Source organism: Pseudomonas benzopyrenica, from assembly GCF_036884265.1.
Classification (GTDB): domain Bacteria; phylum Pseudomonadota; class Gammaproteobacteria; order Pseudomonadales; family Pseudomonadaceae; genus Chryseomonas; species Chryseomonas benzopyrenica.
The window spans coordinates 3,103,112-3,118,832 of the sequence record NZ_CP145723.1; the positions used below are offsets into that span (position 1 = coordinate 3,103,112).

Here is a 15,721-nt window from a genome sequence, read left to right on the forward strand (position 1 = left end):
GGATCAGAGCTGGGGCAGGACGGGCGTGTGCACTTTCACCTCGGCGTTCTGCGCGCGGTGGCGCAGGAGGTGATCCATCAGCACCAGAGCCATCATGGCTTCGGCGATGGGGGTGGCGCGGATGCCCACGCAGGGATCGTGGCGACCCTTGGTGATGATATCCACCGGATTACCGTGGACGTCGATGGAGCGACCCGGAGTGGTGATGCTGGAGGTAGCTTTCAGTGCCAGGTGGGCGACGATGGGCTGGCCAGAGGAGATGCCGCCCAGCACACCACCGGCGTTGTTGGACAGAAAGCCCTCCGGGGTCAGCTCGTCGCGGTGCTCGGTGCCGCGCTGAGCGACGCTGGCGAAGCCGGCGCCGATCTCGACGCCCTTGACCGCATTGACGCTCATCAGCGCATAGGCCAGTTCGGCGTCGAGGCGGTCGAAGATGGGCTCGCCCAGCCCCGGCGGTACGCCGTCAGCCACCACGGTGATACGCGCGCCCACCGAATCCTGATCGCGGCGCAGCTGATCCATGTAGGCCTCCAGCTCCGGCACCCGGTCCGGATCGGGGCTGAAGAAGGCGTTCTCCTCCACGCTGTCCCAGGTCTTGAAGGGGATCTCGATGGGGCCCAGCTGACTCATGTAGCCGCGCACCCGGATGCCCTGGGTCGCCAGGTACTTCTTGGCGATGGCACCGGCCGCCACGCGCATGGCGGTTTCCCGCGCCGAGCTGCGACCGCCGCCGCGGTAGTCCCGCAGGCCGTACTTGTGGTGATAGGCGTAGTCGGCATGGGCCGGGCGGAACAGGTCCTTGATCGCCGAGTAGTCCTTGGACTTCTGGTCGGTGTTGCGGATCAGCAGGCCGATGGGGGTACCGGTGGTGACGCCTTCGAAGACCCCGGAGAGGATCTCGACCTCGTCCGCTTCCTGGCGCTGGGTGGTATGGCGGCTGGTGCCGGGCTTGCGCCGATCCAGGTCGCGCTGCAGGTCGGCGATGTCCAGGGGCAGTCCGGGCGGGCAACCGTCGACGATGGCGACCAGCGCCGGGCCATGGCTTTCGCCGGCGGTGGTGACGGTGAACAGCGTGCCGAGGGTATTGCCGGACATGCGAGGGCTCCGCGCTACGGGTGAAAGGTATGGATGCAAAATGGGAATGGGCGATTTTACACGCGCCGTGGTCTTTTACACGGATTGTGTGCGGGATAGGCCCCCACACCCCAGCCCTCCGGTGCCCTCTTCGTTATGCGTCTGCTGTTCTCCCTGCTGCTGTGCCTCGCCCTGCCCGCCCTCGCCACCGCGGCCGACCCCGTGCTCTATCGCCCCGTCCAGCTCGACACCGGCAGCGGCGTGCTCAAGGGCAGCCTGATCCTGCCGCGCAGCGAGCGGCCGCAACCCGTGGTGCTCTTCGTCTCCGGCTCCGGGCCCCTTGACCGCAACGGCAACGGACCCGGCGCGCGCAACGCGGCCTTGCAGCGACTGGCCGAGGCCCTGGGCCGGCAGCGGATCGCCAGCGTGCGTTTCGACAAGCGCGGCGTGGCCGAGAGCCGTAGCGCCGAACCGGACGAGAGCCACCTCAGCGTGGAGCGCTATGTCGACGACCTGGTCGGCTGGATCCGGCTGCTGCGCGCCGATCCACGCTTTTCCAAGGTGATCCTGCTCGGTCACAGCGAAGGCGCCCTGATCGCCAGCCTGGCCGCCGACCGGGTGCCGGTCGCCGGCGTGGTGACCCTGGCCGGCAGCGGCCGTCCCATCGACGTGGTGCTGCGCGAGCAACTGGCCGGCAAGCTGTCGCCCGCCGGTCTGGCCAGCGCCCAGTGGATCATCGACCAGTTGCTGCGCGGCACGCCGGTGCCCGAGGTGCCGAAGGAGTTGCTGGTGCTGTTCCGCCCCAGCGTCCAGCCCTATCTCATCTCGCTGTTCCGCCAGGATCCGGCCAGGGCCTTCGCCGGCATCCACGCCCCGGCGCTGATCATCCAGGGCACCCATGACGTCCAGGTGGAGGTGGACGATGCCCGCGCCCTGCAGCGCGCTAAGCCGGATGCGGAACTGGCCATCATTGCCGGCATGAACCATGTGCTACGCATCGCCCCGGCGGACTTCCAGGCGCAACTGCCCACCTACGACAACCCTAACCTGCCCCTGGCCCGTGAGCTGATCGAGCGGGTGGCGGCCTTCGTCGCGCGCTCAGGTTCCCCGTCCACTGGCCGATAAGCCGGCAAAGGCGCCCAGGAGGCGCACAGCTGGAGCCTGCCCGTGGAAACCCCTGACCAAGCATCGCCGGCCGTCGAAGCCGCGCCCCATGAACCCCATCCCTGGGCCAGCCTGCCGCCCGAGCGCTTTCAGCTGCTGCGACTGATGCCCCAGCCCGCGGATCGACGGGTCGGGGCGCGCCCCCTGCGCTTCGTGCAACTCGGCCTGGTCGAGCGCCATGGCGACGAGGAAAGTCTGCTGCGACTGACGGTGCAGATACCCGGCCAGCTGCTGCACCGCGAGGTGAACGTGCTGGAGGTCTGGGTCGACCATCGCCAGGGCCAGATCCGCCTGGGGCCCGAACGCGGCTTGCAGATCGAGCCGGAAGAACGTGGCCTGGGACGCTTCCTGCTGGCCCGGGCCGCCGCCTGGGCGCGCCTGCGCTGGAGCCACTACGGGGTGCAGGACCTGCCCCTGGCGCGCCGCGACGCCCTCGACGAAGACAGCCGCAAACGCCGCGACCACGTGCTCGGCGCCCAGGGTTTCACCATCGAAACCGCAACGGACGACGAACGTCAGCAGCTCTGCCGGGCAGCGCGGGTCAGCCAGCTGCGCGAGGACTGGAACGCCGACAAGGTCCAGCTGCTGTCGCTGCTGGACGGCGCCACCCTGCTGGAGCAGTGCGACCGGGTGATCGACGAGCGCGATGCCAGTCTGCGCCAGCTGGAGGACCGCATCGCCCTCTATCGTCGTGACGACATCTCGCTGCGTTTCGCCATCGGCTGCCTGGCGGTGTTCTGCCTGTTCCAGGCCGCCCTGCTGATCTGGATGGCGCTGCGCTAGACGTCACTGCAGACGACCTGTCGGCAGCGCCCAGGCGCCACCCCTCGCCCGAGGCTTGCTCCCCTGGCGGACCCTGCTAACGTAGCCACCCGTTCGCATCCATCCGCCCGGAGTGTCCGCTGTTCATGGTCTCGCCTCTGCTGTTTCGCCCGCGTGCGCCCCTGCGCCTCGCTACCCTCGGCCTGCTGACCGCCCTTGCCGGCTGCCAGTATTTCGGCGAAGAGCAGCCGACTCGCAATCAGCCGCAACTCAAGGGCAGCCTGCCGCTGCGTGGTTTGGCGCAGACCGCTTCGGTGCGCCGTAATGCCGACGGCCAGCCGCTGATCGAGACCACCACCTTCCACGATGCCCTCTTCGCCCTCGGCTATGTCCACGCCAGCGAGCGCCTGGCGCAGATGGTCGAGCTGCGCCTGCTGGCCCAGGGTCGATTGGCCGAGGCCTACGGTGACAGCCGCCTGGACAGCGACCGTTTCATGCGCGCCGTGGATCTGCGCAAGGCTGCCCAGGTTGCCTACGGCAATGCCTCGCCGCGCCTGAAGACCTTCTTCGAAGTCTATGCCCGGGGCGTCAACGCCTATCTCTATCGCGCCGGCGAGCGAGTCGAGCTGGATGGCCACGACTACCGCGCCGAATACTGGAAAGCCGAAGACAGCGCCCTGCTCTTCGAGCTGCTGAACTTCGCCCAGGCGGTGGACCTGCGCAAGGAGACCGCGGCGCTGGCCCTGGCCGCTCAAGTCGGCCCCGAGCGCCTGGCCTGGCTCTTGCCCACCTACCCGGACGAACCCCTGCCGGAAGAGGAGACCGCCAAGCTGCGCGGCCTGAATCTGCGTGGCCAGTTGCCCGGCCTCGACGCCCTGCTGGACGTCCAGCGCCAGCTGGCTCAGCTCGCCCCCTTCGGCGGCCCCACCGGCACCGCCTGGGCGGCGACACCGGGTCATACCCGCAGCGGCCGCAGCCTGCTCGCGGTGGACAAGGTCAGTGCCGTCGGCCAGTCGCCCTTTACCCTGGTGACCCTGAGGGCGCCGCGCTTCGAGGCCGTGGGTACCACCCTGCCCGGCCTGCCGCTGCTGCTCGACGGCTACAACGGCAAACTGGCTTGGGGCGCCGCGACCCTGATGGGCGACAGCCAGGACCTCTACCTCGAGCGTCTGCAACGCCAGGGCGGTCGTCTCCAGGTGCAGAGCGGCGATCAGTGGCAACCCGCCGGCGAGCGGGTGGAAACCTTTTTCGTCCGCGGTGAAAAACCGCGCCGCGAGACCCTTTACACCAGCCCGCGCGGCCCTCTGCTGAACCTGGCCCTGGCGCCGGGCGCCAACGGCTATGGCCTGGCCCTGCGCAGCAGCCGCCTGGAAGCCGACAAGAGCCTGGACGCCCTCTTCGACCTCACCCGCGCCAAGGACGTGGAGCGCGCCTTCGAACTGGCCCGCGAGCTGCGCGCCAGTGACTGGAATCTGGTGTTCGCCGATGCCGAGCACGTCGGCTGGCAGGTGACCGGGCGCTATCCCAATCGCCGCAGCGGTCTGGGGCTGCTGCCCTCGCCCGGTTGGGACGAGCGCTACGCCTGGGATGGCTACGCCGATCCCATGCTGCACCCTTACGACCAGGATCCGGCCCAGGGCTGGCTGGGCGCCGCCAACCAGCGCGTGGTACCGCGCGGCTACGGCATGCAGCTGTCCAGCAACTGGTCGGGCCCCGAGCGCCAGGAGCGCCTGGCGCAACTGGTCGGGCGCTCCACGCGCCTCGATACCCGCGATGCCATGGCCCTGCAGCAGGACCAGACCACCACCCTGGCGGCCAAGCTCAAGACGCAGCTCGACGCCCCCGGCTTCGCCGCGCCACTGCGCCAGGCCATCGCCGCCCTGCCGGCCACCCAGCGCCAGCAGGCGGAAGAAGCCCTGCGCCGCCTGCAGGGCTTCGACGGTCGCCTGGCCGCCGACTCCGCGGATGCGGCGCTCTACGAGGCCTTCCTGCAGGCCCTGGCCGAAAAGACCTTCGCCGATGAATTGGGAGGCACCCGGAGCCCGGCCTGGCAGGCCTTCACCACCCTCAGCGATACCGGCTACAACGCCATCGTCGATCATCTCCTGGCCCGTGACGACAGCCCCTATTGGGATGACGTCAGCACGCCTACCCGTGAAGACAAGCCGGCGATCTTCGCCCGCACGCTGGCCGGAGCCGTCGAAACCTGCGAGGCCAACCTGGGCAGCAATCGCGCCGCCTGGCAGTGGGGCCGCTTGCATCGCCTGGACGGCCAGGCGAGCGGTGGCGACGGCTCGACCCTGGACCTGACCGCCAGCCACTGGGGCGGCAACGATCAGGTCTGGCTGGCGCCGGCGCTGCACCTGGTGGTGGACTTCGGCCTGGCCGAGCCCCTGCAGGCGAGTCAGGCCGGCACTCCGGGCAAGGGCCGGGCGAAGGGGCAGTACCAGAGTCTGCCGCTGCAGCCGCAGAATCTGGAGCGCGTCTATGGGCGCGACCGCCTGCTGCTGATTCCGCAACGGTAGCCTTCTCCGCTGGCAGCCCGCGACTTGGCGCGGGTTTTGCCGGTCTCCTGGCAAACCTTAGCCGGGCTGCCTCTTTAGGCCGTGTTGCGGACCGCTGCAGAAGCGCTTTCCCGCAGGCGCCCTGACCACGAAGGCGCCCGGTGATGGTGCCGTGTCTGTCACCATAATGGTGCAGGCCCCAGTCGAGACGTCCATGGCGGTGCACAGAGAGGTGCCCTGGCGTCCGTTAGTTGCCGGAGACTCCATGCCTGCCCTGTCTTCCCCTCATGCCGCGAATCTTTGGGTCGCGGGTTCGGATGCCCCGGAAAAGCCCGAACTCAATCTGGGCTTCCTGCCCCTGAGCGACGCCGCCTCGCTGATCGTGGCGGCGACTCAGGGTTTCGGCGAACCCCATGGCCTGACGCTGAATCTGCATCGCCAGCCCTCCTGGTCGGCCCTGCGCGACAACCTGCTCAATGGCCAGCTCGATGCCGCCCATTGTCTCTATGGCCTGGTCTATGGCGCGCATCTGGGCCTGGGCGGCACCGCCGCTACGCCGATGGCGGTGCTCATGGGGCTGGCGCAAAACGGCCAGAGCCTCAATCTGGCGCGCAGCCTGGCCCGGGAAGGCGTGCAGGATACCGCCTCCCTGGTCGAGCGGATCCGCCAACCGGACGCCAGGCCCTTGACATTGGCGCACACCTTTCCTACCGGCACCCATATCTTCTGGCTCTACTACTGGCTGGCCGCCCAGGGCATCCATCCCCTGCGCGATGTGCGCACCGCCCTGGTGCCGCCCCCGCAGATGCCCGAGCACCTGGCCGCCGGCCGGGTTGACGGTTTCTGTGTCGGCGAACCCTGGGGCGCTGCTGCCGTGGCCCGCGGCCAGGGCTTCACCCTGACCACCACCCAGGCCATCTGGCCGGACCACCCGGAAAAGGTGCTGGCCTGCACCGGTCGCTTCGCCGAGCGCTATCCCAACACCGCCCGGGCGCTGATCCGCACCCTGCTCGACGCCAGTCGTTTCATCGAGGAGAGTCGCGAGAATCGTCTGGGCACCGCGCAACTGATCAGCGGCGCCGACTATGTGAACACCGACCCGGCGCTGCTCGCCCAGCGCTTTCTCGGTCACTACGAAGACGGCCGCGATGGCCGCTGGGAAGACCAGCACCCGCTGGCCTTCCATCGCCAGGGTGAGGTCAATCCGCCCTATCTGTCCGACGGCCTCTGGTTTCTCACCCAGTTCCGTCGTTGGGGCTTGCTGCGCGAGGATCCGGATTACCTGGACATCGCCGAGGCGGTGCAGTGCACCGAGCTGTACCGGCAGGCGGCCATCGACGCCGGCCTGGCGATTCCGCCCACCCGGCGCAGCAGCACCCTGTTCGACGGGCGCACCTGGGACGGCAGCGACCCAGCCGGCTATGTCCGCAGCTTCGCCATCCACGCGCTCAGCGATCACTAGGGAGAACGACCTTGCGCATTCTGCTCATCGACGACACCCCCAAGCAGGTCGGCCGCCTCAAGGCCGCGCTGATCGAGGCCGGTTTCGAAGTCATCGAGGAATCCGGCCTGACCATCGACCTGCCCGCACGCATCGAGGCGCTGCGCCCGGACGTCATCCTGTTCGACACCCAATCACCCGGACGCGACGTCATGGAGCAGGTCTGCCTGGTGACCCGCGATCTGCCGCGCCCCATCGTCATGTTCACCGACGAGCACGACCCGGCGGTGATGCGCCGGGCCATCCAGTCGGGGGTCAGCGCCTACATCGTCGAGGGCATCCAGACCAGTCGCCTGCAGGCCATCATCGACGTCGCCCGCGCCCGCTTCGAGACCGACCAGGCGCTACGCGCCGAACTCCAGGCCCGTGAGCAGCAGTTGCTGGAGCGCAAGAAGGTCGACCAGGCCAAGGGTCTGCTGATGAAGATGCGTGGCTGCAGCGAAGACGAGGCCTACACCCTGATGCGCCGCCAGGCCATGAGCAAGCAACAGAAGCTGATCCAGGTAGCCGACCAGATCATCGCCATGAGCGAATTGCTGGGCTGACACACCTTGTAACATTCTTGCAATTGGGACAGCCGAAACTGGAGCTCAACCTTTCCGAGAGCTCTAGCATGCGCCTTACCCTACTACCCCTCGTTTGTGGACTCCTGCTCACCCCCCTGGCCCAGGCGGCCAGCACTCAGCCACAGGCCTTTCTCGCCAACCTGGAACAGGCGGGCGAGCAAGGTGCCTTCGCCCAACTGGAACAACGCCAGCGGGAATTGCTGGTGCAGCGCCTGCGCCAGTCCGCCCAGCCCTTCGATCAGCCGGGTATCGAACGGGTCAAGCAGGGTACGCCCCTGGCCGACCAGGCCTGGCTGACCGCCCAGCACTACGACTTCACCAAGGAAGGCTTGCAGCAGGCCGATATCCAGGTCCTCGAAGGCTTCCGCCAATTGCCCGCCAGCCTGCTGACCGCGAGTACCGCCACCGTCGCCCGGATCAACCACGACGCCTCACCGGCCTTGCAGGATCGCGCGCTGCTCGATGCCGAGGGGATCGCCTTCCTGTATTTCACCGCCGATGCCCTGGGCCCGCGCCTGGGCCAAGCGTTTCTCGACGCCTACGAAAGAGGTGAATTGGGCAAGGCGGCCGCCCTGATCAAGGCCTCGGAAGTCAGCACGGCACCGGCGAAGAAACACTTCGACTATCCCCGGCCCTTCCTGCGCCCCGAGCACCCGGTGACCCTGGTCCAGGACCGGGTCGTGCTCGGCAACCACCAGCCCTACCTGGCCTCGGCGGGCGCCTTCCCCAGCGGCCATAGCACCGTGGGTTACACCGACACCCTGCTGCTCGCCGCCATGCTGCCCGAGCGCGCCACGGCGATCCTGGCGCGCGGTGCCGGCTATGGCTACTCGCGCCAGGTACTGGGGGTGCACTACCCGCTGGACGTCATCGGCGGCCGGATGATCGCCCAGTACAACGTCGCCCACTACCTGGCCGATCCGGCCTATCGCCGCCTGTTCGACGAGGCGCGCGAGCAGTTGCGCACGGCGCTGACCAAGGTCTGTGGGATGGCGCTGGCCCAGTGCGCGGCAGGTAGCGCCGCTGACCAGGACCCCTGGAACAGTCAGGCGGCGGTGGCCTTCCAGCACTACACCCTGAGTTATGGCCTACCTGCTGTCGCGGGTTCCGCCGGGCGGCCGGTCCAGGTCCCGGAAGGGGCGCCAGCGCTGCTCCAGGCCATGGCCCCCACGCTATCCCTTGCGACGGCCCAGACCCGTCTGGCCAAGTCCCATGGCGTCGCCGAACTGGGCCTGGACCCCGCCCATGAGCAGTGGCAACGCCTGGATCTGCTGGATGCCATCCGTCAGCCCTGAGTGACCTGAACGCGGCGCGGCAACCCGCCGGCTGGGACGCCGGTTCGCCCTGGGATGGCGCGGGAAGCAGTGGCCACCCGGATCGTACCGGCGCGGCCATCCCTGCTGGCACTCCGGGTCGGCAACGGTCCATGGTGGGTGCCAGCCAATACCGGCGCTGGCGCCAGCGGCACAGTTGGATGCAGCCGCCACCTGGCGGATCGCGGTGCGGTACAGCGCCCCGCCGTGGAGCACCTCGATCGAAGCTGGTGCAGCGCGCGGCGGCGGCGATCACGAGAGAGACGGACTGGCCGCGTTCCTGGCCCTCTGGCAAAGGTATTGCTTGGTCGAGGAACCCGCTCAACCGCTCTAGCGCGGTCGCCCCTGGATGCTGCCCCTACTGGAGTCGTCATGACCGCACCCTCCTTCGCCAGCGCCTCGTCCACCGCCCTCGATCGGCGTCCACCCTCCGTTACCGCCCTGCCTTCAAGGCTCGCCATGGGCCTGGGGGGTGGCATGCTGTTGGCGATCCTGGCGACCCTGCTGGCAGGCAACGCGCAGACCAGCGCCGCGGTCGGCAGCCTCGGGCTGTTGCTGCTGCTGGCTTGGCGCTTCCACCTGGCGCTGCACCAGCATCACCGTCAACAGTGCTTCTGGCACGCCGAACTTGCCCGGCTGCTCGAGGCACCGGCCGACATCGATCCTGCCGCCCTGCTGGTCGCCGCGGCCGAACGGCTGGAACGTAGCGAGCGCATCCGCAGCGAGACGGACTACGCCGGTCAGGCCCTGGGCCAGCTGAGCGAAGAGTCCCGCCGCCAGGGCGACGAGCAGGCGCGCGGCATCGCCATGATCGCCGCCGCGGCCGAGGAAATCGAACGTACCCTGGCCAGCATCCGCGGCCTCGCCGAGGCCGCCGGCGAGGCCTTCGCTGACAGCCACGGACAAAGCCTCGCCGGCCATGCCAGTGCCGGCCAGTTGGGTGAGGGCATGGCCTCCATCCGCCACAGCCTGGACGCCACCGCGACCACCGTAGGCACCCTGCTCAGCGGCACCCAGCACGTGGAACAGGCCGTGGTGGCCATCCAGCAACTGGCCCGGCAAACCCAGTTGCTGGCGCTCAATGCCTCCATCGAGGCGGCACGGGCGGGCGAGCAGGGCCGCGGCTTCGCGGTGGTCGCCGAGGAGGTGCGGCATCTCGCCCAGGCCACCGATCAGGCGACCCGCAGCATCACCGACGTCACCGGCACCATCGTCGCCGCCATTCGCCAGGTCGCCAGCCAGGTCGACGAGCACGAGGGTCTGCTGGGCCAACAGCAGCACCGCTGCGCAGGTCTGGCCAAGGAGCTGGATGCCATTGCCCAGCGCAGTCACCGTAATCTCGAACAACTGGGCCAGATGCGCCAGGCGCTGGCCGAACATGGCCAGGCCAACCATGCGCTGAGCGAACAATTGCACCAGCTGCATCTCGGCGCCCAGGCCTACGCCGAACAGCGCGAAGCCCTGCATGGCCTCACCGCCTATCTGCGCAAGCTGACCAGGCGAGTGCAGCCATGACGATGCTGGGTACGCTGCTCACCGCTGCCACTCTGTCCGCCGGATGGGTGGTCGGCTGGAACCTGCTCGAACGCTGGCGAGACCAGGACGCCAGCCAGGAATTGATTCTGGGTCTGCAGGTAGGCCTTGATCTGCTGCAGGGCATCCAGCAACACCGCGGACTTGGGGGCCAGACCAGCCGTGAGGCGCAGCAGCGCCGCACGGCCCTGCACCAGCGCCTGGAGCCGCTGTGGCAGCTATGGGACGACGACGGTCAGTACCGGCGCTGGCAGGAGGTGCGTCAGGCACCGACCGATCTGGAGGCCCACTGCCAACTGATCGAAAACCTGCTGCAGCGCTGGCGGCTGCTGGAACTGCGCCTGAGAGCGCTGCATCCCCAGCGGCCGTCACTGGTCGAGCACTGCCAGGCCATCGAGAATCTGGGGCTGATCCGCGGCATCGGCGTAAGAGCGGCCGGGCATTCGCGCTGCCCCCTGGAGTTGCGGGTACGCCTGCAATACCTCTGCGAGCAATTACTCGACGGCCCGCTGGAACCCGCGCTGGCCCAGGCCCTGGAGCGCCTGAACAAGGAGGTGCTGGACACGCCCCAGGTCAGGCTCAGCCCGGAAGGCTGCTATGCCCTGCTCACACCCCTGATCGACGCCCGGCTGGAGGCGCTGCGGCCCCTGGTGCGTCTGGAGCGGACAAAGTCCTCGACAAGCGCAGCGGCCTGCGGCTAATGTCCGCTGCAGGTCACCTCCTGTGACCCACGTCGCTCGGACGGTTCCGGGCGCTTACGTACTTCGAGGAACGCATGACTGATTCCAGTCCCGTGCGCCGCTTTGCGCGCATCGATCGCCTGCCCCCCTACGTCTTCAACATCACCGCCGAACTCAAGATGGCCGCGCGCCGTCGGGGCGAGGACATCATCGACCTGTCCATGGGCAATCCCGACGGCCCTACCCCACCGCACATCGTCGAGAAGCTCTGCCAGGTCGCCCAGCGCGAAGACACCCACGGCTATTCCAGCTCCAAGGGCATTCCCCGCCTGCGTCGCGCCATCTCCCACTGGTATCGCGACCGTTACCAGGTGGAAATCGATGCCGACAGCGAAGCCATCGTCACCATTGGCTCCAAGGAAGGCCTGGCGCACCTGATGCTGGCCACACTGGATGCCGGCGACACCGTGCTGGTACCCAACCCCAGCTACCCGATCCACATCTATGGCGCGGTGATCGCCGGCGCCCAGGTGCGCTCGGTGCCCCTGGTGCAGGGCATGGATTTCTTCGCCGAGCTGGAGCGGGCCATTCGCGAGAGCATTCCCAAGCCGAAGATGATGATCCTCGGCTTTCCTTCCAACCCCACCGCCCAGTGCGTGGAGCTGGACTTCTTCGAGCGTGTGGTGGAACTGGCCAAGCGCTACAACGTGCTGGTGGTGCACGACCTGGCCTATGCCGACATCGTCTTCGACGGCTGGCAGGCGCCTTCCATCATGCAGGTGCCCGGGGCCAAGGACATCGCGGTGGAGTTCTTCACCCTGTCCAAGAGCTACAACATGGCCGGCTGGCGGATCGGCTTCATGGTCGGCAACCCCGAGCTGGTCGCCGCCCTGGCGCGCATCAAGAGCTATCACGACTACGGCACCTTCACCCCGCTGCAGGTGGCGGCCATCGCCGCCCTGGAAGGCGACCAGCAGTGCGTGCGCGACATCGCTCAGCAATACCAGCAGCGCCGCGATGTCCTGGTGCGCGGCCTGCACGAGGCCGGTTGGATGGTGGAGAATCCCAAGGCCTCCATGTATGTCTGGGCCAAGATTCCCGAGCCCTACGCCCAGCTGGGTTCGCTGGAGTTCGCCAAGAAGCTCCTCGCCGAGGCCAAGGTCTGCGTCTCGCCGGGCCTGGGCTTTGGCGACTATGGCGACGACCATGTGCGCTTCGCCCTGATCGAGAACCAGGACCGCATCCGCCAGGCGGTGCGCGGCATCAAGCAGATGTTCCGCGCCGACGGCCTGCTGCCCAAGGCAGCCGCGCGTAGTACCGGGGTCGAACCGGCCTGAGCCCGCGCCGCGCCGTCGACCGGCGGCGCGGCGAATCCTTGCCGGTTCTGGTGTTCCAAGCTATAAGCGCCTAGTGCACCCTCGGGATATCGTCATGCTGAAAGGCCTGTTCAACCTGCTCAAATCGCCCTCCGCGGACGATCTCAAGCTGGCCGCGAGCATCAACAACTCCTACAAGTCCATGCGCGTGGTCGGCCGCGGCACCCTGCGCATCGATCCGGCGGAGGTCTTCGACTCCCCCGAATTCAAGGAAGACCTGGACCGCGCCCGGCGGCTCATCACCCGCTGATGTTCCTGCTGCTGCTCCTGCCGATCCTGGTCAGCGGATTTCTCGTCTGTCACAAGCATCCGTTGTACTTCTATCGCCTGCACCGCTACGAGGGCCAGTACCTCTATCTGCAGAGCGCCCGCTTCGGTCTGTTCTGCACCCTGCTCGCCGTGGTCCTGCACCTGGGCATCGCCCAATTGCTGCAGGGACGTAGCTGGTCGCTGGGCAGGTGGACCTTCTCCCTCGACTACTTCACCGGTCTCGCCGAGCTGTTGCGCCGCACCGGTACCCTGGATGATCCGCTGCAGGCCGCCTGGATCCTGCTGGTAACGGTGACGGCCCTGCTCATCCCCACGGCCTGGGCCGCACTGGCGCGCTGGACCATCAAGCGCAAGTACGGCCTCACCGAGGATAACTACCGCACCTTCATCCTGGCCGGCATCCTCAAGGACAGTCCGCTGGACGATCTGCTGATGACCGCCTCGATCAATCGGGAGACGCTGATGCTGACCCTGGAAGAGCGCAAGGTGTACGTCGGCCGCATCACCACCCTGGGCGAACCGAGCGAAACGCAAGGGGCCGACCAGGATGTCTGCATCAAGCCGATCATGAGCGGCTACCGCGACAAGGACAAACTCTGGGTGACCTTCACCACCCACTATGCGGACAAGGGTAAGGACATCTACCTGACCTTGAAACAGAGCCAGATCGTCTCGGCGACGCGCTTCGATTTCGACGCCTACGAAGCGTTTCGCTCAAGCGTAAGCCGCACCTGATGTGGCTTCGCAGCGTTTTCCAGGGAACGTATGACTTTTTAGGCAGGTCCCATTTTGCAGGCGCCTTCACTGCCCTGCGGTGATGCCCTTCCCTAACTGCCCAAGAAAATCAGGAGCACGTCCATGACGCCCATGCTGAAGAAAGCCTCCAGCCTGTCCCTCGCCATCCTGCTGGCTGCCGGTGCCGGTCTGGCCCAGGCCGCTGACAAGCTGTCTCCGGCCGAATTCGTCGACGACGCCTCGGCCAAGGGCATCGCCGAGATCGAAGCAGGCAAGCTGGCCCTGGAAAAGAGCAAGTCCCAGGACATCAAGACCTTCGCCCAGAGCATGATCGACGACCACACCAAGGCCAACGAGCAACTCAAGAGTCTGGCCCAGGAGAAGAAGCTGAAGGTCTCCACCGACGCCGAGCTGATGGACAAGGCCAAGGCCATGATCCTGCAGGTGCGTGACGACTCCTTCGATCGCTCCTACGCCAACAATCAGGTCGTGGCCCACGAGCAGACCATCGAGATCTTCCGTAACGAAGCCAAGACCGGCGATGACGCCGCGCTCAAGGCCTTCGCCGAGAAGACCCTGCCGAAGCTGGAGCACCACCTCCAGGAAGCCAAGGCGCTGCAGACCAAGTACGCGAAGTAACAGCGGCGGATCGTAGGTTGGGTTGAGACGACGCTATCGTCGAAGCCCAACAGTGCCATGAGCCAGCGGCACTGTTGAGCTTCGCGCCGCTCAACCCAACCTACATCGACGGTCGCGACCATGGCACGGCGTGTAGAGCGCCAATAAAGGGCGAAGGTCTGGAGCAACGCCCAATCTTTGGGCGGCAACCTACCCCTGATACCCACCCCCGATCCTCCCAGGCGCGATCTGGCCAGGGCTCGGACGACTTGGCTTCGCTCTTGCAAAGACCCGGATAGCGGTGGCCAACGGCGGTCACCTTACCGACAAAGGCGTCAGTTCACCTCCCGGCAACGGGCAAGGGGGACTGGCGCCTTTTTCATGCCCGTGACGTGCCCGAGGTGCCTCCATGAGTCCCAGTTTCTGGAAAGCCGGCCATGCGCCGACCCTGTTCGCCGCCTTCCTCTACTTCGACCTGAGCTTCATGGTCTGGTACGTGCTCGGCCCCATGGCCGTGCAGATCGCCACCGATCTGCAACTGACCACCCAGCAGCGCAGCATGATGGTTGCCACCCCCATCCTCGCGGGCGCGGTCCTGCGGCTGATCCTGGGCTTCGTCGCCGATCGGCTGTCGCCCAAGACCGCCGGCATCATCGGCCAGGTGGTGGTGATTCTCGCCCTGCTGGTGGCCTGGCTGCACGGCGTGCACAGTTATGAGCAGACCCTGCTGCTGGGGCTGTTCCTCGGTTTCGCCGGGGCCTCCTTCGCCGTGGCCCTGCCGCTGGCGTCGCAGTGGTATCCGCCGCAGCATCAGGGCAAGGCGCTGGGCATCGCCGGTGCCGGCAACTCCGGCACGGTGTTCGCCGCCCTTTTCGCCCCGGCGCTGGCCAAGGCCTTTGGCTGGACCAACGTGTTCGGCTTCGCGCTGATCCCGTTGATCCTGACCCTGGTGGTCTTCGTGCTCTGCGCCCGCAACGCACCGGAACGTCCGGCGCCGAAGAAGCTGGCGGACTACGGTCGCGCTCTGAACGACCGGGACAGCTGGTGGTTCATGTTCTTCTACAGCGTGACCTTTGGTGGCTTCCTCGGCCTCGCCAGCACCCTGCCCGGCTATTTCCATGACCAGTACAGTCTGGATCCGCTGATGGCTGGCTACTACACCGCCGCCTGCGTCTTCGGTGGCAGCCTGATGCGGCCCCTGGGCGGCGCCCTGGCCGACCGTATCGGCGGTATCCGCGCCCTGCTCGGCATGTACACCGTGGCGGCCATCTGCATCGCCGCGGTGGGCTTCCACCTGCCCAGCGCCATGGCCGCCCTGGCCCTGTTCGTGGTGGCCATGCTCAGCCTGGGCGCCGGCAACGGCGCGGTATTCCAACTGGTGCCCCAGCGCTTCCGCAAGGAAATCGGCGTCATGACCGGGCTGATCGGCATGGCTGGCGGCATCGGTGGCTTCGCCCTCACCGCCGGCCTGGGCGCGGTCAAGCAGGCCACCGGCGACTATCAGCTGGGCCTCTGGCTGTTCGCCGCCCTCGGCGTACTCGCCTGGTTCGGCCTGCTCAGCGTCAAGCGCCGCTGGCGCACCACCTGGGGCTCGGCGGCGGTCACCGCGGCACGCGTCTGAACCA

General features: G+C 67.5%; 14 protein-coding genes. 13 read left to right on the forward strand and 1 reads right to left on the reverse strand.

All coding sequences use genetic code 11. The features are described 5' to 3' along the window. Positions 1-3: 3 nt before the first annotated feature. Positions 4-1,095 (reverse strand): chorismate synthase, encoded by a 1,092-nt coding sequence (gene aroC, locus V6W80_RS14605; protein ID WP_160923530.1) that lies wholly within the window; start codon positions 1,093-1,095, stop codon positions 4-6. Between the two features lie 135 nt (positions 1,096-1,230). On the opposite strand from aroC, the gene V6W80_RS14610 reads away from it, so the two are divergent. The 13 genes from V6W80_RS14610 to V6W80_RS14670 all read left to right on the forward strand — a co-directional run bounded on the left by V6W80_RS14610 (position 1,231) and on the right by V6W80_RS14670 (position 15,717). Then, a complete protein-coding gene (locus V6W80_RS14610) occupies positions 1,231-2,199 on the forward strand; it encodes an alpha/beta hydrolase (protein WP_338544630.1) in 969 nt (322 codons plus the stop codon). A gap of 42 nt (positions 2,200-2,241) precedes the next feature. Then, positions 2,242-3,021, forward strand: a complete 780-nt coding sequence (locus V6W80_RS14615; RefSeq protein ID WP_064308257.1) for a hypothetical protein — start codon at positions 2,242-2,244, stop codon at positions 3,019-3,021. Positions 3,022-3,146: 125 nt separating this feature from the next. Continuing rightward, a complete protein-coding gene (locus tag V6W80_RS14620; RefSeq protein WP_338544631.1) occupies positions 3,147-5,525 on the forward strand; it encodes a penicillin acylase family protein in 2,379 nt (792 codons plus the stop codon). A 244-nt stretch (positions 5,526-5,769) separates the two neighbouring features. Beyond that, positions 5,770-6,966, forward strand: a complete 1,197-nt coding sequence (locus tag V6W80_RS14625) for a CmpA/NrtA family ABC transporter substrate-binding protein (RefSeq protein WP_064308259.1) — start codon at positions 5,770-5,772, stop codon at positions 6,964-6,966. 11 nt (positions 6,967-6,977) lie between these two features. Further along, complete coding sequence (locus tag V6W80_RS14630) at positions 6,978-7,550, forward strand: ANTAR domain-containing response regulator (RefSeq protein WP_017642176.1); 573 nt, start codon at positions 6,978-6,980, stop codon at positions 7,548-7,550. A 68-nt stretch (positions 7,551-7,618) separates the two neighbouring features. Continuing rightward, on the forward strand, positions 7,619-8,866 hold the full coding sequence (locus tag V6W80_RS14635; protein WP_338544632.1) for an acid phosphatase: 1,248 nt from the start codon (positions 7,619-7,621) through the stop codon (positions 8,864-8,866). A 966-nt stretch (positions 8,867-9,832) separates the two neighbouring features. Next, on the forward strand, positions 9,833-10,399 hold the full coding sequence (locus V6W80_RS24080) for a methyl-accepting chemotaxis protein (RefSeq protein WP_430707809.1): 567 nt from the start codon (positions 9,833-9,835) through the stop codon (positions 10,397-10,399). Beyond that, positions 10,396-11,118: a hypothetical protein gene (locus V6W80_RS14645; RefSeq protein ID WP_338544634.1), complete on the forward strand. Its 723-nt coding sequence runs from the start codon at positions 10,396-10,398 to the stop codon at positions 11,116-11,118. Before V6W80_RS24080 ends, V6W80_RS14645 begins: the two co-directional genes overlap by 4 nt. Before the next feature lie 74 nt (positions 11,119-11,192). Further along, the gene (gene alaC / locus V6W80_RS14650; protein ID WP_338544635.1) at positions 11,193-12,434 is read left to right on the forward strand and encodes an alanine transaminase; all 1,242 of its coding nucleotides are present in this window, start codon (positions 11,193-11,195) and stop codon (positions 12,432-12,434) included. A gap of 94 nt (positions 12,435-12,528) precedes the next feature. Next, positions 12,529-12,723 carry a hypothetical protein gene (locus V6W80_RS14655; RefSeq protein WP_064308263.1) on the forward strand — a complete coding sequence of 65 codons (195 nt, stop codon included), beginning with the start codon at positions 12,529-12,531 and terminating at the stop codon, positions 12,721-12,723. Continuing rightward, a complete protein-coding gene (locus V6W80_RS14660; protein ID WP_338544636.1) occupies positions 12,723-13,478 on the forward strand; it encodes a hypothetical protein in 756 nt (251 codons plus the stop codon). The genes V6W80_RS14655 and V6W80_RS14660 overlap by 1 nt, the downstream gene beginning before the upstream one ends. A 123-nt stretch (positions 13,479-13,601) precedes the next feature. Next, positions 13,602-14,117, forward strand: coding sequence for a DUF4142 domain-containing protein (locus tag V6W80_RS14665; protein ID WP_064308265.1), 516 nt, complete (start codon positions 13,602-13,604; stop codon positions 14,115-14,117). 388 nt (positions 14,118-14,505) lie between these two features. Next, positions 14,506-15,717, forward strand: coding sequence for an MFS transporter (locus tag V6W80_RS14670; protein ID WP_064308266.1), 1,212 nt, complete (start codon positions 14,506-14,508; stop codon positions 15,715-15,717). The last annotated feature ends 4 nt before the right edge of the window (positions 15,718-15,721 follow it).